Below are 20,154 nucleotides of genomic sequence, written 5' to 3'. Positions count from 1 at the left end.
CGTCTACTCCTTAACGATACGGCGCGTCAGCGGCTTTGCGTTTGGCGATTTCAGCTTCGTATTTGTCGCCAATGGCCAAAAGAATCGGCTTGGTCATGTGCAAGTCGCCTTTTTTCTCGCCGTGGTATTCAAAAATATGGGTTTCCACAATCGCATCGGTCGGGCAGGCCTCTTCGCAGAAACCGCAGAAGATGCACTTGGTCAGGTCGATGTCGTAACGCTTGGTGCGGCGGGTGCCGTCTTCGCGTTCTTCCGATTCGATGTTAATCGCCATTGCCGGACAAACTGCCTCGCACAATTTACACGCAATACAGCGCTCTTCGCCGTTCGGATAACGGCGTTGCGCGTGCAGGCCACGGAAACGCACGGATTGCGGCGTTTTTTCTTCGGGAAGTAAATCGTGTCTTTGCGGGCGAAGAAGTTTTTGAGCGTTACGCCCATGCCTTTCACCAATTCGCCCAGCAGGAAGGTTTTTACTAAATTAGCCATTTTCGGATGCTCTTTTCGGATTGTTCTGTTTACAGGCCGTCTGAAAGCGGTTTTTTTAACCTGCCGCGCCCACCATTTCTAAAAACTCGGCTTCGGTCAGCTTCGGGTATCGTTGGCCAAGTCATAATACGGAGCTTTGCAATCAATAAAGATTTGTGAGGTAGTTTCAAAGCCCGCGTTGTCGGCAAACAGCCCGGCGTTGATGTAATAATCGTTGCCAACCTGCACAAACAGGTGTGTGCCGCAGTGTTTGCAAAAACAGCGTTGCGCCCATTCGGACGACTGATAATGCGCGATGTGCTCGCTGCCTGTGATTTCGGGCGACCGGGCGGCCAAAGTAAAAGACGCGCCGCTGCCCCATGTGCGGCATTTCCCGCAATGGCAGGCGTGGAGTTCGCGGTTTTCGGCGGTTTCCAGTGATACTGCGCCGCACAGGCATTGAGCTTTCATCAGTTTCTCTCGGTTTGAAACGGTTAAAAATTTGGGGTTCAGGCTACCTGAAAACTTTCAGACGGCCTCCCTGCCCTATTTCCACAAATTCAGCGGCGAAATCATCCACACACCTAAAATCACGATGTAGGCGAAGCCGATCGGAATCAGCACTTTCCAGCCCAAACGCATGATTTGGTCGTAACGGTAGCGTGGGAAGGTTGCACGGATCCACAGATACCAGTACAGTACCGCCGCCATTTTCACGAACATCCAGAATGCGGAAGGCGTACCGATAATGCCCCAGCTTTGCGGGAACGGAGACAACCAGCCACCGAGGAACATCAGCGATGTCAGCGCGGCAATCAGAATCATGAAAATGTATTCGGCGAGGAAGAACAGTGCGAATGCGAAGCCGGAATATTCAACGTGGTGACCGGCAACGATTTCAGACTCACCCTCTGCCACGTCAAACGGCGCGCGGTTGGTTTCGGCAACGGCGGAAATCAGATAGACGATGAAGATTGGGAAGAGCGGCAGCCAGTTCCAAGAGAATACCGAACCGCCGGCAATACCTTTGGCTTGCGCGGCAACGATGTCGGAGAAGTTCATGCTGCCCGACACCATCACGACGCACACCAGCGCGGCACTCATGGCAATCTCGTAGGAAATGCTTTGTGCGGAAGCACGCATTGCGCCCAAGAACGAATATTTGGAGTTGGAAGCCCAGCCCGCGATGATCACGCCGTAAACCGACAGCGAGGTAATCATCAGGATGTACAAAAGGCCGATATTGATGTTGGTCAGCACCCATTCTTCGTTGAACGGAATCACTGCCCATGCTGCAAAAGACGGGGCGAGCGACATAATCGGGCCGATATAGAACAGGGCTTTGTTTGACAGCTTCGGACGGGTTACCTCTTTAAACAAGAGTTTGAACACGTCGGCAAACGGCTGAATCAGACCCCACGGGCCGGTCACGTTCGGGCCGACGCGAAGCTGCATAAAGCCGATGACTTTACGTTCGAAATATGTCAGGTAGGCAACGGTCAGAATCAGCGGAATCAGGATAATCACGATTTTGACGATGACGGATACCACCAAGCCTACGGTGATACCCAAATCGCCCAGACCGAGCGTTGCGGCAAAGAGGTTTTGGAACCATTCTTGCATGATCAAGCTCCCGCCAGTTCAATAGTGTCCATCAACGCACCCAGCGCGGCATTTTCGGTATGCAGCGGCAGATGCACCACGTTTTCAGGCAAACCGGCATCAGCTTTGACGGCAACCGATACACTTGCGCCGTTTTGTTTGGCGACAGCGGTTTGTCCGTCTTGCAGGCCCAAGCGTGCCAAAGTGTTTGGATTTACACGCGCGGCAGGCACGGCGGCATGGCTGGTTTCTTGCAACGGTGCGGAACGGCGCACGATAGAATCAGTGTGATAAATACCGACGCCGCCGACACGGACGAGACGGTCTGAGGCCGTCTGAACGCCCTCCCCTGTCCATGTACTGCGGTTGTCCAGTTTAGACGGCAGGCTTTCCGCATCCAGCGCATCTTTCAGAATCGCAGCGGTATCGTGGTATTCAAAACCTTTCAGGTCAAACAGGTTGCCCAATACGCGCAACACTTTCCACAACGGACGCGAATCGCCGAAACCTTGAACGACACCGTGGAAAGATTGCAGACGGCCTTCCATATTGATGAAGCTGCCTGATGTTTCGGTAAACGGCGCAATCGGCAACAATACGTCGCACACATCCAGCAGCGTTTCGCTAACAAACGGCGTAAACGCCATCACGCTTTTCGCCTGTTTCAACGCGGCCACGGCTTTTGCACCGTCAACCGTATCGATTTCAGGCTCGACGTTGAGCAACAAAACTGCCTGTTTCGGCGCGTTTGCCATTTCGGCAACGCTCTCGCCGGAGTTCACGCCCAAGACATCTGCACCAACGCTGTTGGCGGCTTGCGGCAAAATGCCCAGCACTGCGCCGGTCGCGTCTGCCAGCTCTTGTGCGGCGGCATAAATGGCGGCGTAATCAGGATGATTTTGCATTTCCGCACCCAAAATCACCGCTGCTTTTTCAGCGTTTTTCAGGCTGGCGGTAACGGCGTGTTCCGCATTGGCAGACAGGTTTTTCAGACGGCCTGCCCACTCGTCGGGATGTGCGGCTTCCTGAGAGAGAAGCGGCATAAACAATTCTTCTTTACTACTGGCCAATACGCTCAAGGCCATACGGTCTTTGGCGGCGCGGCGCAGGCGGGCGGTCAGGAGCGGCTGTTCTTTGCGCAAGTTCGCGCCGACTACCAATACGGCATCGTTGTCAGCCAAAGATTCGATACTTTGTCCCAACCATTGCGCACTTTTAAGGCCGTCTGAAAGACGTTTGTCTTGTTGGCGCAAACGGGTTGCAAAGTTTTTAACACCCAAGCCGTCGGCAAGTTTTTTGGCCAGATACAGCTCTTCAACCGTATTCATCGGATTGGCCCAAACGCCGACTTGGTTTTGGTTGCCGTCTTTGGCGATACATTCAATCGCGCTGCGGACATATTCCAACGCGGTTTTCCAATCCACGTCCATCCACTCGCCGCCCTGTTTGATTTTCGGGTTTTTCAGACGGCTTTCGTGATACAGACCTTCATAGGCAAAACGGTCGCGGTCGGACAGCCAACATTCGTTAATCGCTTCGTTTTCCAACGGCAGCACGCGGCGGACGGTATGGTCTTTGGTTTGTACAATCAGGTTGCTGCCCAAAGCGTCATGGGCGGAAACGGATTTGCGGCGGTTCAATTCCCAAGTACGCGCATTGAAGCGGAACGGTTTGCTGGTCAATGCACCGACGGGGCACAAATCGATGACGTTGCCTGACAATTCGGTTTCCACTGCTTTGCCGATAAAAGGCATGATCTCGGAATGTTCGCCGCGGTTGGCCATAGCGATTTCTTGCACGCCGGCGATTTCTTCAGTGAATCGCACGCAACGGTACAGTGGATACAACGGCTCATTTCCTCGGCGGAAACCAAAGGCCCCATGTCCTTGCCGACGACGGAACGTTTTTCTTCGGTATAACGGCTGGTGGTTTTACCGTAGCCCATCGCCAAATCCTGCAACTGGCATTCGCCGCCTTGGTCGCAGGTCGGACAATCAAGCGGATGGTTGATGAGCAGGAACTCCATCACGCCTTCTTGCGCCTCTCGGGCTTTTGCCGAATGCGTACGCACAATCATGCCGTCTGTAACCGGCGTGGCACAGGCGGGCAGGGTTTGGGGGCTTTTTCCACATCCACCAAACACATACGGCAGTTGGCGGCGATGGAAAGTTTTTTGTGGTAACAGAAATGCGGGATATAAGTACCGAGCTTGTGCGCGGCTTCAATCACCGTCGCGCCCTGCTCCACAGATACCTGTTTGCCGTCGATTTCGATTTGTAACATGGTTCGTTCCTAGTTACGGGTATTTAATAAATAATTCTTTATGGAGATCGTCTGAAAAATGGGCTTCAGACGGCCTTTTGAGTTTCATTGACAATCAATACTGTTTAAAACGTTTACTGCCACCTTGCCGTCATTCCCGCACAGGCGAGAATCCATTTTTGAATTTCGGCAACTGCTTTTCAAATATCGGGTTCTGTAAATTCCACTATGGATTCCCGCCTACGCGGGAATGACGGCAAAGTTAAATTTTTAGCATTTTGCTTTTAACCAATATAAAACCAACTAAAACTATAACTCATTTATTATATTTTTAAATGACTTAAATAACTCTTTAACAGCACGCTCATTGTCTTCATCTGTAGGCTCAAACTTTTCACACCAATTAATTATATTTACATCGCCATGCAATAACTCTGCATAACATCCTACTGCATCGCAACTACCACCCCGTGTCCTTGACGTGCCAAAAATAAAATCACAATTATGCGAATAAAGTTTGTATAAATTTCTCCTAACCTCGTATTCATTATCACCAGATGAATAAAAACCAATCCTCTGACCTTCATGATCAAATACTGCAACAAAATCTAAGCCGTTTCCATGTCTTTCAAAAAAGACTAGAAATTTAGAAAATTTCCAACAAATCTGATTAAAAAACGTATTGAGTGTCGTGCTCTTACCTTTGTTGGCTGCACCGTATAGAATAAAAATTTTAGCTTCCACCATTACCACCCTCCCCACTTATGCTCTTTCATCGGCCCGCCGTGTTCGATGTAATGCACAAACTCATCACGGAAATGCTTGGTAAAGCTGCGGACAGGGAAGACGGCGGCATCGGCGAGGGCGCAGATGGTGCGGCCTGCCATTTGGTTGCCGACAGAATCCAGCAAATCCAAATCTTCCATTTTACCTTTGCCTTCCACGATGCGGTGGACGATGCGGTAAAGCCAGCCCGTACCTTCGCGGCAGGGGTACATTGGCCGCAAGACTCGTCGTAGTAGAAGTAGCTCAGGCGTTCAAGGGCTTTCACCATGCACACGTCTTCGTCCATGACGATAATCGCGCCGGAACCCAACATCGAGCCCGCTTTGGAAATCGAGTCATAGTCCATATTGGTCTGCATCATAATATCGGCAGGCAAAACTGGCGCAGACGAACCGCCGGGAATGACGGCTTTGAGTTTTTTACCGCCGCGCATACCGCCCGCCATTTTCAAGACTTCGGCAAACGGCGTACCCAACGGCACTTCATAGTTGCCCGGACGCTCGACATGACCGGAAATACAGAACAATTTAGTACCGCCTGCATTCGGAATGCCTTTATCGGCAAATGCCTGTCCGCCGTCACGGATAATGAAGGGGACGGAGGAGAACGTTTCGGTATTGTTGATGGTAGTCGGTTTGCCGTACAGACCGAACGAAGCAGGGAATGGCGGCTTAAAGCGCGGCTGGCCTTTTTTGCCTTCCAACGATTCGAGCAATGCGGTTTCTTCGCCGCAAATATATGCGCCGTAGCCGTGGTGGGCGAAGAGTTCAAATTCAAAATCCGAACCCAAAATATTTTTACCCAAAAAGCCTGCGGCACGCGTCTGCTCCAAAGCAGCTTCAAAACGTTGGTAGCCTTCGAAAATTTCACCGTGGATATAGTTGTAGCCGGCTTTCGCACCCATGGCGTAACCGGCAATAATCATGCCTTCAATCAGGGCATGAGGATTGAACATGATAATGTCGCGGTCTTTAAATGTACCGGGCTCGCCTTCGTCGGTATTGCAAACTACATATTTTTCGCCCGGGAAGGAACGGGGCATAAAGCTCCATTTCAAACCGGTCGGAAAGCCCGCACCGCCACGACCGCGCAAGCCGGAGGTTTTGACTTCGTCAATCACATCGGTTTGCGAGATGTTTTCGGACAGGATTTTACGCAGGGCGGTATAACCGCCACGTTTGACGTATTCGTCCAATGTCCAGCAATCGGGATTGGCGGTATCCACTTGGTCAAAAATCACGCCTGATTGGTAAATAGCCATTTTTGGTGTGCCTGTTCGTTTTCGTATCGGTTGCAGCCGTTGTTTTCAGACGGCCTTTTATTTCAGTTCGGCAAGTTTCTTGTCAATCGCTTCTTCGGTCATAAAGCTGCACATGCTGTGGTTGTTGACCAGCATGACCGGAGCATCGCCACATGCGCCCATGCATTCGCCTTCGACAAGGGTAAATTTGCCGTCGGGCGTGGTTTCGCCGTAGCCGATACCGAGTTTTTGTTTGAGGTATTCGCCGGTTGCCATACCGCCGCGCAGGGCGCAGGGCAGGTTGGTACAAACGGTCAGTTTGTATTTGCCGACAGGCTCAAGGTCGTACATATTGTAGAAAGTAGCGACTTCGTAGGCTTGTGCAGGCGAGATGCCGATATAGTCTGCGACAAAGGCAATGGTCTCAGGAGCAAGCCAGCCTTTTTCGGTTTGTGCAATACGCAATGCGCCCATAATGGCGGATCGGCGTTGGTCGGCTGGATATTTTGCCAACTCAATATCAATTTGTTTTAAGGATTCTGCGGATAACATTATCGGTCAACCTCCCCGAATACGATGTCCTGCGTACCAATGATGGCAACGACGTCGGCCAGCATGTGGCCTTTTGCCATTTCGTCCATGCCTTGCAGGTGGGCGAAGCCGGGTGCGCGGATTTTCAGGCGGTAGGGTTTGTTTGCGCCGTCTGAAATGATGTAAACGCCGAACTCGCCTTTCGGATGTTCGACAGCGGTGTAGGTCTCACCCTCGGGAACGTGCATACCCTCGGTAAAGAGTTTGAAATGGTGAATCAGGTCTTCCATACCTGTTTTCATTTCGGTACGTTTGGGCGGAGCGAATTTGTGGTTTGTGGTAATGACCGGACCCGGATTGACACGCAACCACTCGGAACATTGTTTGATGATGCGTACGGATTGACGCATTTCTTCCATACGGCAGAGGTAACGGTCGTAGCAGTCGCCGTTGACGCCGACGGGGATGTCGAAATCCATTTTGTCGTACACTTCGTAAGGCTGTGTCTTACGCACGTCCCATTCCACGCCGGAACCACGCAACATAACGCCGGTAAAGCCTTTTTGCATGGCGCGCTCGGGAGAGACAACACCGATGCCGACGGTACGCTGTTTCCAAATACGGTTGTCGGTCAGGAGGGTTTCGAGTGTGTCGATATTTTTAGGGAAACGTTCGCAGAAGGCGTCGATAAAGTCGAGCATGGTGCCTTCGCGGGATTCGTTGAGCTGCTTCAATACTTTGGCGTTGCGGAATTTGCTGCTCTCGTATTTAGGCATGAAGTCGGGTAGGTCACGGTAAACACCGCCGGGACGGAAGTAGGCCGCGTGCATACGCGCACCGGAAACGGCTTCGTACAAATCCATCAGCTCTTCGCGATCGCGGAAGGCGTAAAGGATGGCAGTCATCGCGCCGATATCAAAGGCGTGCGAACCGATGCCCATCAAGTGATTGAGGATGCGTGTTACTTCGGCAAACATCACGCGGATGTATTGGGCGCGGATAGGCACATCGATACCGGCAAGTTTTTCTACTGCCAAACAATACGCCTGCTCGTTGACCATCATGGAAACATAGTCCAAGCGATCCATATAGGGCAGGGCTTGCAGATAGGTTTTGGTTTCAGCCAGTTTTTCAGTACCGCGGTGCAGGAGGCCGATGTGCGGATCGGCACGGACGATGGTTTCGCCCTCCAACTCCAAAATCATACGCAATACGCCGTGCGCCGCAGGGTGTTGCGGGCCGAAGTTGATGGTGTAGTTTCTTAATTTATTGGCCACCGTAGTTCTCCTCACGGACGATACGCGGCGTGATCTCGCGCGGCTCAATGGTAACAGGTTGGTAAATCACGCGTTTTTGCTCTTCGTCGTAACGCATTTCCACATAGCCGGAAATCGGGAAGTCTTTGCGGAACGGATGTCCGACGAAACCGTAATCGGTCAGGATGCGGCGCAAGTCCGGATGGTTGTTGAACATGATGCCGTACATATCGAAGGCTTCGCGTTCGTACCAATCCGCGCTGTTGTAAATATCGACTATGGATTCGACTATGGGGAAGTCGTCGTCTGAAACCCAGACGCGTACGCGGATGCGTTGATTGTTTTTAACGGAAAGCAGCTGACTGACGACGGCAAAGCGTTTGCCCTGCCATACTTCGTTTTTGTAAGTGCTGTAATCGACACCGCACAAGTCAACCAGAAGCTCAAAATGCAGCTCTTCATGGTCGCGCAGTGCGGTCATGACTGAAATATAGTGCTCGGGCAGACACTCGACGGTAATCTCGCCCAAGGCGGAAATGACTTTGCTTGCCTGATCGCCAAGCACGCCGACGACGGTCTCGTATAAGTTTTGAATGCTTGCCATATCGTCCTCTCCTTACTCGTCACGCGCGATGGTGGAAGTGCGCTTGATTTTTTGTTGGAGCTGAATCAGGCCGTAAATCAGGGCTTCCGCAGTCGGCGGACAACCCGGCACATAAACGTCTACCGGCACGACGCGGTCGGCACCGCGCACAACGGAATAAGAATAGTGATAATAGCCGCCGCCGTTGGCACACGAGCCCATAGACAATACCCAGCGCGGCTCGGCGAGCTGGTCGTATACACGGCGCAGGGCAGGCGCCATTTTGTTGGTCAGCGTACCTGCCACAATCATCAGGTCGGCCTGACGTGGGGACGGACGGAAAATGATGCCGAAACGGTCAAGGTCATAACGCGCCATACCTGCATGCATCATTTCCACGGCGCAGCAGGCCAAGCCGAAAGTAACCGGCCACAATGAACCGGTACGCATATAGTTCAACACCGTATCCGCGCTGGTGGTGATGAAACCTTTTTTCAAAACGCCTTCTATTCCCATTCCAGCGCACCTTTTTTCCATTCGTAAATAAAGCCTACCGTCAGAACGACGATAAACACCAGCATAGACCAGAAGCCGTATGCGCCCAAATCTTTGAACACGACTGCCCACGGCAACATGAACGCGACCTCCAAATCAAACAGGATGAAGAGGATGGCGACGAGGTAATAGCGCACGTCGAATTTCATCCTTGCGTTTTCAAAGGCTTCAAAACCGCATTCGTAAGCCGCGTCTTTTTCGGCATAGTGACGTTTCGGGCCTAAAATTGTGCCGAGCAGAATAAACAGCACGCCGGCCGCAAGGCCGACGAGGATGAATACGAGGACGGGAAAGTAACTGGCCAACATGGTCGTACCTAACTGGTTGACAGACAAATCTTAAAAATAGATTACCATTTTATCGAATTTCAAAAGCCATTTAAAGGTAAATATCAGCAAATCAGCAAAAAAACCTCAATAAATTCAATAAAGTTATGAGAACAATTCTTATTCTTATTTAATATTTCACAATTTTAATTTCAGTTTAATCATGTATCATTTAATTCGGATTTTCTGCCTGTCCGATTTACTTCAAAAATATGGAAAACTACCCTTTTCCAAACCTCAATAAAAACATTAGGCCGTCTGAAAACTGATTCTTTTCAGACGGCCTGTATTTACATCACATTATTTGAAATAGAAAAATCAATCGACACCTTTGAGCATACGGTTCAATACCGGGGTAAGTACCAACAGGATACCGCAGGTTACTGCGCCGATGGTGGCCAGCATCCAGTAGAAATCCAATGGCGACTGAGCATTGTAGTAGTCTTTAAACAACACTCCGCCCAAGGTAAAGCCGATGGACAATGCTAAGAAATTCAACGCAACCATTTGTGTTTTAAACATGCTCGGTGCGATTTTAGTGGAAAACGACAGCGAAATCGGCGACAGCATCAACTCGCCTATCGTAATCGCCAGCAACACCAGCATAAACACGATAATCGGCATCGGGGTTCCGGATGAAATATACGGAATGAAACACAAATAAGAGACGCCGGTTACCAACATGGCCAGTGCAAACTTCAACGGTGTTTTAGGTTGGCGTTTGCCCATTTTCGTCCACACCGCCGCCATCACGCCGGAAAAGAGAACCACCCACATGGCCTGTATCGAATCTTTCCATGAAACAGGTACGGTAAAGCCGGAGAAAGTACGGTCAACCGTTTCGTCGAAATAAACCGTTGCAACGGTGTACACCTGAAACCAAACCGCCCAGAACATACAAATAGTCAAAAACAGCGGAATATAGGCCATGATGTAACGTTTATTGGCTGCCTCAACCTGGCTGCTGCCCAGCAGGCGTGCAAAATAAGCGATAACGGTGATAATGACCACGCCCAAAAGCCAGCGTGAAAAGTTCTCAAGATTGAGCGCGCCGGAAGCAATCACGCTGCCCAACACCAAAACCAGCAACACACCGACAGCTATTGCAGTCTGTACCTTTTCAGGGCGCAACGGATTGGGAGCAGGCGTATGCGGCAGGTTTTTACGGCCGCGCGAATACCACAGCAGGCCAAACGCCATACCGACAGCCGCTGCGCCGAAACCGTAATGGAATCCCATTCTGTCTTGCAAAATACCGGTCAACAAAGGGCCTAAGAAACCGCCGATATTGATGGAAATATAGAAAATAGAGAAACCGGCATCACGCAATTCGCGCAGGTCTTCCCGTTCATACAAAGAACCGACCATCGAACCGGCAGACGATTTCACGCCGCCGCTGCCCAGCGCGATAAACACCAAGCCCAGCAGCAATCCCATCAAACCCGGCACAATCGCCAATAAAATATGGCCGGTCATCACGACGATACCGGCGATAAACAGGGTACGCTCCGCGCCCCAAATGCGGTCGGCCAACCATGCGCCGAGAATAGTGGACAGGTAAACGCTGCCGCCGTATGCGCCAACGATACCGCCGGCCAAAGCCTTATCCATACCCAAACCGCCTTGATTCGCGGCGTAATACAGATAAATCAGCAGGATGCCCTGCATACCGTAGAAGGAAAAACGTTCCCACAGCTCAATGTGGAATAGGGTGGATAATTGCAAAGGATGGCCGAAGAAAGTTTTCTCGGCAGAAGACGGCTTTTGACCGGACATTATGAGTTCTCCTATATATTAGACAGGCTCAGGCTTCAGACGGCCTATTGCACCTACCAATCATTTTTATAGAAACTATATATTACCGCCAATCTTTGCATTTGCAAAACATGTTTTAATATTTGCAAAATAATGTTTCTTTCAAACTGAAAAATGCCGTCTGAAATCTTTCAGACGGCCTGTTTATCTCTTACGGTTTATACGCCTTGTTTCAGGCTGGCTTCGATGAAGCCGTCCAAATCGCCGTCCAATACAGCTTTGGTGTTACCGACTTCGTAGCCTGTACGCAAGTCTTTGATGCGTGAGGAATCCAAGACGTACGAACGGATTTGGCTGCCCCAACCCACATCGGATTTGCCTTCTTCCAATGCCTGTTTCTCTTCGTTGCGTTTGCGCATTTCCAATTCGTACAGTTTGGATTTCAACATTTCCATCGCGGCGGCTTTGTTGGCGTGTTGCGAACGGTCGTTTTGACATTGAACCACGATACCGGTCGGCTCGTGGGTAATACGCACGGCGGAGTCGGTTTTGTTAATGTGCTGACCGCCGGCACCGGAAGCGCGGTAAGTGTCGATACGCAAATCGGCCGGGTTGATTTCGATTTCGATGGAATCGTCGATTTCGGGGTAAACGAACACGGACGAGAACGACGTATGGCGTTTGTTGTTGGAGTCAAACGGCGAATAGCGTACCAGGCGGTGAACGCCGGTTTCGGTACGCAGCAGGCCGTAGGCGTATTCGCCTTCCACGCGGATGGTGGCGCGGTTGATGCCCGCGATTTCGCCGTCGTCTTCCTCAAGGATTTCGATTTTGAAGCCTTTGCGCTCGGCGTAGCGGCTGTACATACGGAACAACATACCCGCCCAGTCTTCCGCTTCGGTACCGCCCGCGCCTGCGGTGATGTCGATAAAGCAGTTGTTCGGGTCGGCAGGCTGGTTGAACATTCGTTTAAACTCGAGGTCGGCCATTTGTTTTTCCAAACCGGCCACGTCTTCCTGCACGGCGGCGAAACCTTCTTCGTCGTTTTCTTCGACGGCCATTTCAATCAGCATTCGGTTGTCTTCGATACCTGTGGCAATGTTGTCGAGGGTCAACACGATGCCTTCGAGGATTTTGCGCTCTTTGCCGATTTCTTGGGCGCGTTTGGGGTCGTTCCAGAGTTCCGGGTCTTCGGAGAGGCCGACGACTTCTTCAAGGCGGTCTTTTTTGCCTTGATAGTCCATATAGACGCGGATGTCTTCGCTGCGCTTCTCCAAGTCGTTTAGGGTGTTGTTAAGCTGGTTGATTACTTCGGCTTCCATGATTCTTGTGTTCTTTCAAAATTTTAGGGGCGTATTGTAAGGGATTTGCCTGTTTTTTTCCATGACCGGGCCGTCTGAAAATGTGCGGTTTGGATTTTCAGACGGCCTCGGTTTTAAATTTTTCCATCCAAAGCCGCCAGTCGTTGTCTGTTGGCGCTTGTACAGTCATCCGGCTGCCGTCTTCTATGCTTTGAAAACTGAGGCTTCGCGCGTGCAACATCAGGCGTTGCGTGCCGATATGTTCGGCAACGGCATGGTTTTGGCGCAAATCACCGTAGTTGGTATCGCCGACGATGGGGTGGAAAATGTGTTTCATATGGCGGCGGAGTTGGTGTTTGCGGCCGGTGTACGGCGTGAGTTCGGCCCACGAATAACGCGAGGTCGGGTAACGCAGGGCGGACTGGAACGGCAACTCGGTTTGTGCCAGACAACGGTAGGTGGTTTGCGCTTCCTGCAATGTGGCTTCGGTCTGCGCTTCGGCGATTTTGTCGGGCATATATTTGAGGGCGTAATCAATCAGGCCGTCTGAAGGCAGATGACCGCGAACAATCGCCCAATAAGTTTTTTCGATGGTTTTGTTTTCAAACTGCTGCGTCAATAACCGTGTGGCTTCCGTATCGAGGGCAAACAGCAAAACGCCGGAAGTCGGGCGGTCGAGGCGGTGGACGGGATAGACGTGCTGCCCGATTTGGTCGCGCAGGGTCTGCACGGCAAAACGGGTTTCGTGTTTGTCTAACCAGCTTCGGTGCACCAGCATTCCGGCAGGTTTGTTGACGGCGATGGTGCGGCTGTCGCGGTGGATAATATCAAGCATGGCAAAGCTGTAAAAATAAAAGCAGATATTGTAACGGGCTTTTGAAAATGTGGCAGGCACACTTGCCGCCGAAACCCAACTTTCAGACGGCCCGCCTCTTTCGGGTTACAATACTGCACATAAAAACACGAAGGAAAAGCCGTGAGCCTGCTCAAAAAACTGCCCAAACCCATGCTGCCCGACGAAACACGCCGCGATATTCAGGCGCGCGAGTCGTATCATGTATTGAAGATTATTTCCGAATTTGTCGATGCCGGCGAAGAATTGCGCGCCATTCAGCCGGCCGTCAGCATTTACGGCAGCGCGCGCACGCCCGAAAACCATCCCGATTACGCGTTCACATTGCGCTTGGCACGCAAACTGTCAGATGCCGGATTTTCGGTAATTTCCGGCGGCGGTCCGGGCATTATGGAAGCGGCCAACAAAGGCGCGTTTGCAGGAGCAAGTCCGGCGGTGGGGCTGAATATCGTGTTGCCGCACGAGCAAAAAGCCAATCCGTATCAGGATTTGTCGATTAAATTCCAACACTTCTTCCCGCGCAAAGTCATGTTCGTCAAACACGCCGTGGCGTATGTCGTCATGCCCGGCGGTTTCGGCACATTGGACGAATTGTTTGAAAGCCTGACTTTGGTGCAAACCGGCAAAACGCCCGACCGCCCGATTATCTTAGTGGGCAAAGCATTTTGGGCAGGGCTGTTGGACTGGATACGTGAGCAGTTGCTGGGCAGAAACCTGATTTTGGAAGAGGATTTGAACTTGATCCGCACCATCGACGACGAAGACGAAATAATCGAAGAAATCTTCGCCCATTACGAAAACCGCTTGGAAGATTTGTCCGAACACCAAAATGCTTGGTCGCTAGGTCTGTAAAAAACTAAGGTTTCAACTGAAAAAGGGCGGTTATCCCACCTGCCCTTTGCTTCATTAATAAAGGGCCGTCTGAAAATATTTTCAGACGGCCCTTTATCTTCTTTCAAAGCGTTTAATTATTTTCCCACTCAACATGCTCACTCAAGAAGCCGCCGCTTTGGTGCGCCCAAAGTTTGGCGTACAGGCCTTGTTTCTCGAGCAACTCGGTGTGGCTGCCTTCTTCGATGATGCGGCCTTTGTCCAAGACGATGAGGCGGTCCATCGCGGCGATGGTGGAGAGGCGGTGTGCGATGGCAATCACGGTTTTGCCTTCCATCATTTTGTCGAGGCTTTCTTGGATGGCGGCTTCGACTTCAGAGTCGAGCGCGCTGGTGGCTTCGTCAAGCAATAGAATCGGCGCGTCTTTGAGCATAACGCGGGCGATGGCGATACGTTGGCGCTGGCCGCCGGAAAGTTTCACGCCGCGTTCGCCAACGTGTGCATCATAGCCACGTCGGCCTTTGGCATCGCTTAAGTTAGGAATAAAACCGGTGGCCTCGGCGCGTTCGGCGGCAGAAATCATTTCGGCTTCGGTCGCATCGGGACGGCCGTAGATAATGTTGTCGCGGACGGAGCGATGCAGCAGGGAGGTATCTTGCGTCACCAAACCGATTTGGGCGCGCAGACTTTCTTGGGTAACGCTGTCCACGTTTTGGCCGTCAATCGAAATCGTGCCGCTTTGCGGTTCGTAAAAGCGCAGGAGCAGGTTGACGATGGTGGATTTACCCGCGCCGCTGCGACCGATCAAGCCGACTTTTTCGCCGGGTTTGATGTTCAGATTAAAGCCGTTGAGGAGCGGTTTGCCTGCTTCGTAGGAGAAATCGACGTGATCGAACTTGATTTCGCCTCGGGTGACTTTAAGCGGCAGGGCTTGCGGTTTGTCGAGGATGGTGTGGGGTTTGGACAGGGTCGCCATGCCATCGTTGACGGTACCTATGTTTTCAAACAATCGGGCAGACTCCCACATGATGTATTGCGACAAACCGTTCACACGCAATGCCATGGCCGTGGCGGTGGCTACCGCGCCTACGCCGACTTGGCCGTGATACCAAAGCCAAATGCCCAAGGCGGTCGTGCCTACGGTCAGCGAGCTGTTGACGATAAAGCTGCAGGTGTGCAGCAGCGTTGCCAAACGCATTTGGGCATGGACGGTTACCATAAACTCTTCCATCGACTGCTTGGCATAAGCGGCCTCGCGCGCGCCGTGGGAGAAAAGTTTGACGGTGGCGATATTGGAGTAGGCGTCGGTAATACGGCCGGTCATCAGCGAGCGCGCATCGGCCTGACGCGCAGCGGTTCTGCCGAGCTTGGGAATCAGGAAACGCATAATCATCGCGAATCCAATCATCCAGCAGATAAACGGCACGATAAGCCAGGCATCGAATGAGGACAGAATCACGCCGGAAGTGATGAAGTACACCAGCACATACACAACCATATCGGCGACGGTCATCACGACATCGCGCAACGCCAGCGCGGTCTGCATCACTTTGGCGGACACGCGTCCTGCAAATTCGTCCTGATAAAAGCCCAGGCTTTGACCCAGCATCAGGCGGTGGAAATTCCAGCGCAGGCGCATGGGGAACACGCCTTGCAGGGTTTGCAGGCGCACACTGGACGCGAAAAAGGTCCAAACGGCAAAAAATGCCACCATGGCCATCATGCCGATTAATGCATGGCCTTTTTCAGCAAAAAGCGTTTGCGGCGTATAAGTGCCGAGCCAGTCGACCACCTTGCCCATAAACTGGAACATCAAGGCTTCCATGATGCCGACGCCGACCGTAAACACGGCCAACACGGCGATCCATTTACGCACGCCTTCAATGTTGCTCCAAATAAACCGCCACAACCCTTTTTCTGGCGTTTTCGGCGCGGCTTCTGGATAAGGGTCGATGCGGGACTCGAACCATGAGAATATTTTTTTAATCATTGTTTTTGCAAATGTGATAAGACGGTCAGGCCGTCTGAAAAGAGGTGTTCAAATACATTCAAGACTGTATTTTACGGGAAAAATCCGACTGATGACAGCGGATACCGTCAGTCCGACCAAACCAATCTATCGGCTTGACCATCTAAAAACCCCTTTTCCTTTACCCAAAGCAAAGGCCGTCTGAAACTTTTCAGACGGCCTTTGTTGGATTTAGGTTAACCCTAAAATCACTCTTTACGTTGACGACCCAAATCGGCAGCGGCAGTAAACAAAACGTCGGTGGAAGAGTTCAACGCAGTTTCTGCAGAGTCTTGAATCACGCCGATAATGAAGCCGACGGCAACCACCTGCATGGCCACATCGTTATCGATACCGAACAGGCTGCACGCCAAAGGAATCAGCAGCAACGAACCACCGGCCACACCGGACGCGCCACACGCGCTGACGGTAGCCACCAGGCTCAGCAGCAGGGCAGTGGCGAAGTCAACCGTAATGCCTTGCGTGTGCGCCGCAGCCATCGCCAAAACGGTAATGGTGATTGCCGCACCAGCCATATTGATGGTTGCACCCAATGGAATGGAGATAGAGTAAGTATCTTCGTGCAGACCCAGTTTTTTCGCCAATGCCATGTTCACAGGGATGTTGGCGGCGGAAGAACGGGTGAAGAAGGCATACACGCCGCTTTCGCGCAGGCAGGTAAACACCAGCGGGAAAGGATTGCTGCGGATTTGCGTCCACACAATAATCGGGTTGACCACCAAAGCGATAAACAGCATACAGCCGAGCAATACGGCCAACAGCTGCATATAGCCGGCAAGCGCTTCAAAACCGGTTTCCGCAATAGTAGAAGACACCAAGCCGAAAATACCCAGCGGCGCAAAACGGATAATCCACTTCACAACCGTCGAAACGGTATCGGCCAAGTCGGCCGCCACTTGGCGGGTCGTATCCGAACCGTGATGGCGCAAAGCCGCGCCCAATACCAAAGCCCAAGCCAAAATGCCGATATAGTTGGCATTGGCCAGCGCGTTAATCGGGTTGGCCACCAAATTCATCAGTAGCGTTTTCAACACTTCGACAATGCCGGAAGGCGGCGCAACGGACACATCGCCGGCTGCACGCAGAATCAGCGTGGTCGGGAATGCCATACTGGCGACAACCGCCACCACGGCCGCGGCAAACGTACCGAAAATATACAAAATCAAAATCGGTTTGATGTGGGCCTGATTGCCTTTTTGGTGTTGCGCAATGGCGGCAGTCACCAAAACAAATACCAAAATCGGCGCGATAGCCTTAAGCGCACCGACAAACAGGCTGCCCAGCAGTCCTGCGCTGATACCGACTTGCGGTGAAACTGCACCCACAATAATACCTAAAACCAAGCCGATGGCGATTTGCGCCACCAGGCTGACGCGATTAAGCGCGTTCAAAATCGGATTGCCACTTGCCATATCCGTTCCTTCACAATTTAAAGATATGTTAAAAAAGTCTTACATTCTAAAATAAAAAATCATTTGTCGGCGAGGTTTTCATGCACACCTCACAAAAACAGCATTAAAATTTAACATTTATGGCACGGTTGGCACTTTATGCCAAAAATACGGTAAAAACTGCTCAAACCCTACTTTAAAGTATGCCCATACCGTTGCTTTACTTCTCTATATCTTGCTTTCAGACGGCCTGAAATCTGCGCCATAAGGCCGAATACAAAGGCAACTTCATCAGTCAAAACACAAAACATAACTATTACAATCAGATAGAAACAAACCAAAATCCGCCCTTTAAGCCACATTTTTTAACGTCATCGCGCTAAATTTCCGTTTATAACCATAGCCTGAAAGCTTGCAGAAATAATGTTAAAATCCCCAAACTGAAGAATTGTCGCTGTCGAACACACATCATGACCAAACTGACCTACCCTGTTTTATTTGCATCATTGGCGCTCGCCTACGGACACGCGTTGGCAGTAGATACTTCCGTTCCCAAAGCGGAAGACTACGAAGCTGTTCCCGAATCCGAAATGCCCAAGCAGCCCAAAGACGACCAAACAGGCAAACTCAAGCCCAAATTCCCCGTCAAAATCGACACCCAAGACAGCGAAATCAAAGAAATGCTTGAAGAATACCTGCCGCTGATTACCCAGCAGCAGGAAGAAGAGCTGGACAAAGAGCAGGTCGGCTTCCTCGCCGAAGAGGCTCCCGACAACGTCAAAACCATGCTCCGGACCAAAGGCTACTTCAACAGCAACGTCAATATTCAAGACCACGGCGAGAGCTACACCGTCAACGTCACCCCCGGCCCGCGCACCAAAGTCGACAACGTCAGCGTGGCCATCCTCGGCGACGTATTGAATGACGACAACTTGGCCGAATACTACCAAAATGCGATGGAAAACTGGCAACAGCCCGTTGGCGAAAACTTCGACCAAGATGGCTGGAGTGCGAGTAAAACCTCCGTCCTCAGCGCGGTAACACGCAAAAAATACCCTTTGGCAAAACTCACTACCACCCAAGCCACCATCAATCCCAATACGCAAAAAGCCGACTTGAACGTCATCGTGGAAAGCAACCGCCCCATTTACTTCGGCGATTTCCAAATAACCGGCACACGCCGCTACCCTGAGAGCGTGGTTTCCGGCATGGCGCGCTTCCAACCCGGTTCGCCTTACGACTTGGACAAAATCCTCGACCTGCAACAGGCGCTCGAGCAAAACGGCCACTATTCCGGCGCATCCGTACAAGCCGACTTCGATCAACTGCAAGGCGACCGCGTTCCCGTCAAAATCAACGTGACCGAAGTCAAACGCCACAAACTGGAAACCGGTATCCGCTACGACTCCGAATACGGAATCGGCGGCCGCATCGCCTACGACTATTACAACCTCTTTAACAAGGGCTACATCGGCTCGGTTGTTTGGGACATGGACAAATACGAGACCACGCTGGCCGCCGGTATCAGCCAACCGCGCAACAACCGCGGCAACTACTGGACCAGCAACGTTTCCTACAACCGCTCGACCACGCAAAACCTTGAAAAACGCGCCCTGACCAGCGGTATTTGGTACGTCCGCGACCGCAACAATATTGATGCCCGCTTCGGCCTCGAATTCATTACCGAAGACCGCAAAGTCCCCGACACCAGCTACGATTTGGGTCGAAGCCATGCCACCATGCTGACCGCCTCATGGAAACGGCAAAACATCGAAACCGAGCTACACCCTCAAAACGGCTACTACCTCGACGGTAAAATCGGGACAACTTTGGGCAAATTCCTTTCCTCCACCCAAATGGCACGCGCCACGGCACGGGCAGGCTATTTCTTCACGCCTGAAAACAAAAAACTCGGTACATTCATCGTACGCGGACAGGCAGGCTACGTTTATGCCCGCGAAGGCGAAGAAGTACCGTCCAGCCTGATGTTCCGTACCGGCGGCGCGACTTCCGTACGCGGTTACGAACTCGACAGCATCGGCTTGGCCGGCCCCAACGGCTCCGTCTTGCCGCAACGCGCCTTGGTGGTCGGCAGCCTCGAATATCAATTCCCAGTTACCAAGAGCTTCTCCGGCGCCATCTTCCACGATGTCGGCGATGCGGCGAGCAACTTCAAACACATGACCTTAAAACACGGTACTGGCTTGGGCGTGCGCTGGTTCAGCCCGGTTGCGCCGTTCTCCTTCGATATTGCCTACGGCCATCACGACAAAAAAATCCGCTGGCACATCAGCTTGGGCACAAGGTTTTAACAAACATACTCACCATCCGTTCTTTCAGACGGCCTCAGCCATTTCAGGCCGTCTGAACAACAGACAAACAGAA

Annotated in this window: 14 protein-coding genes and 4 pseudogenes; 2 read left to right on the top strand and 16 right to left on the bottom strand. The window is 51.7% G+C overall.

Translation table 11 applies throughout. From position 1 onward, the window contains the following. Window positions 1–10: 10 nt before the first annotated feature. From nuoI to truC, 14 genes and pseudogenes are all read right to left on the bottom strand, one after another. Window positions 11–489 (bottom strand): annotated as a pseudogene (gene nuoI, locus KCG54_RS11850) (NADH-quinone oxidoreductase subunit NuoI). Window positions 490–544: 55 nt separating this feature from the next. Further along, window positions 545–939: pseudogene (locus tag KCG54_RS11845) on the bottom strand (GFA family protein). Window positions 940–1,014: 75 nt separating this feature from the next. Continuing rightward, window positions 1,015–2,091, bottom strand: coding sequence for an NADH-quinone oxidoreductase subunit NuoH (gene nuoH / locus KCG54_RS11840; protein ID WP_039404290.1), 1,077 nt, complete (start codon window positions 2,089–2,091; stop codon window positions 1,015–1,017). Between the two features lie 2 nt (window positions 2,092–2,093). After that, window positions 2,094–4,353: pseudogene (gene nuoG, locus KCG54_RS11835) on the bottom strand (NADH-quinone oxidoreductase subunit NuoG). Window positions 4,354–4,641: 288 nt separating this feature from the next. Continuing rightward, a complete protein-coding gene (locus tag KCG54_RS11830) occupies window positions 4,642–5,079 on the bottom strand; it encodes a hypothetical protein (protein ID WP_254324272.1) in 438 nt (145 codons plus the stop codon). Further along, a pseudogene (nuoF, locus tag KCG54_RS11825) lies at window positions 5,079–6,379 on the bottom strand (NADH-quinone oxidoreductase subunit NuoF). Before nuoF ends, KCG54_RS11830 begins: the two are co-directional and overlap by 1 nt. Window positions 6,380–6,436: 57 nt before the next feature. Continuing rightward, a complete protein-coding gene (nuoE, locus tag KCG54_RS11820; protein WP_049332996.1) occupies window positions 6,437–6,910 on the bottom strand; it encodes an NADH-quinone oxidoreductase subunit NuoE in 474 nt (157 codons plus the stop codon). Further along, entirely contained in the window at window positions 6,910–8,166 is a 1,257-nt protein-coding gene (gene nuoD, locus KCG54_RS11815) for an NADH dehydrogenase (quinone) subunit D (RefSeq protein WP_002221612.1), read from the bottom strand. Before nuoD ends, nuoE begins: the two co-directional genes overlap by 1 nt. Beyond that, the gene (locus KCG54_RS11810) at window positions 8,156–8,749 is read right to left on the bottom strand and encodes an NADH-quinone oxidoreductase subunit C (protein ID WP_254324271.1); all 594 of its coding nucleotides are present in this window, start codon (window positions 8,747–8,749) and stop codon (window positions 8,156–8,158) included. Before KCG54_RS11810 ends, nuoD begins: the two co-directional genes overlap by 11 nt. 12 nt (window positions 8,750–8,761) lie before the next feature. Continuing rightward, the gene (locus tag KCG54_RS11805; protein WP_002215610.1) at window positions 8,762–9,244 is read right to left on the bottom strand and encodes a NuoB/complex I 20 kDa subunit family protein; all 483 of its coding nucleotides are present in this window, start codon (window positions 9,242–9,244) and stop codon (window positions 8,762–8,764) included. Beyond that, window positions 9,235–9,591, bottom strand: coding sequence for an NADH-quinone oxidoreductase subunit A (locus tag KCG54_RS11800; RefSeq protein ID WP_003686600.1), 357 nt, complete (start codon window positions 9,589–9,591; stop codon window positions 9,235–9,237). Before KCG54_RS11800 ends, KCG54_RS11805 begins: the two co-directional genes overlap by 10 nt. Window positions 9,592–9,927: 336 nt before the next feature. Next, window positions 9,928–11,385 (bottom strand): oligopeptide:H+ symporter, encoded by a 1,458-nt coding sequence (locus KCG54_RS11795; protein WP_254324270.1) that lies wholly within the window; start codon window positions 11,383–11,385, stop codon window positions 9,928–9,930. A 197-nt stretch (window positions 11,386–11,582) separates the two neighbouring features. Continuing rightward, entirely contained in the window at window positions 11,583–12,686 is a 1,104-nt protein-coding gene (prfB, locus tag KCG54_RS11790; RefSeq protein WP_070649359.1) for a peptide chain release factor 2, read from the bottom strand. A gap of 97 nt (window positions 12,687–12,783) precedes the next feature. Then, window positions 12,784–13,500 carry a tRNA pseudouridine(65) synthase TruC gene (gene truC, locus KCG54_RS11785; protein WP_254324269.1) on the bottom strand — a complete coding sequence of 239 codons (717 nt, stop codon included), beginning with the start codon at window positions 13,498–13,500 and terminating at the stop codon, window positions 12,784–12,786. A 141-nt stretch (window positions 13,501–13,641) separates the two neighbouring features. Between truC and KCG54_RS11780 the strand changes: the two genes are divergently transcribed. Beyond that, window positions 13,642–14,370 carry a TIGR00730 family Rossman fold protein gene (locus KCG54_RS11780; protein ID WP_254324268.1) on the top strand — a complete coding sequence of 243 codons (729 nt, stop codon included), beginning with the start codon at window positions 13,642–13,644 and terminating at the stop codon, window positions 14,368–14,370. A 112-nt stretch (window positions 14,371–14,482) separates the two neighbouring features. Here the strand turns inward: KCG54_RS11780 and KCG54_RS11775 are convergent, their stop codons facing one another. Then, window positions 14,483–16,339: an ABC transporter ATP-binding protein gene (locus tag KCG54_RS11775; protein ID WP_254324267.1), complete on the bottom strand. Its 1,857-nt coding sequence runs from the start codon at window positions 16,337–16,339 to the stop codon at window positions 14,483–14,485. A gap of 227 nt (window positions 16,340–16,566) precedes the next feature. Beyond that, window positions 16,567–17,790 (bottom strand): serine/threonine transporter SstT, encoded by a 1,224-nt coding sequence (gene sstT / locus KCG54_RS11770; protein WP_254324266.1) that lies wholly within the window; start codon window positions 17,788–17,790, stop codon window positions 16,567–16,569. 449 nt (window positions 17,791–18,239) lie between these two features. Here sstT and KCG54_RS11765 point away from each other — a divergent pair, with 449 nt between their 5' ends. Further along, window positions 18,240–20,081 carry an autotransporter assembly complex protein TamA gene (locus KCG54_RS11765; protein ID WP_254324265.1) on the top strand — a complete coding sequence of 614 codons (1,842 nt, stop codon included), beginning with the start codon at window positions 18,240–18,242 and terminating at the stop codon, window positions 20,079–20,081. Window positions 20,082–20,154 lie beyond the last annotated feature (73 nt).

The organism is Neisseria subflava, from assembly GCF_024205705.1.
GTDB lineage: Bacteria > Pseudomonadota > Gammaproteobacteria > Burkholderiales > Neisseriaceae > Neisseria > Neisseria subflava_D.
The sequence above is the reverse complement of the archived record's forward strand: the minus strand, read 5'-3'. Positions and strand labels throughout refer to the sequence as shown.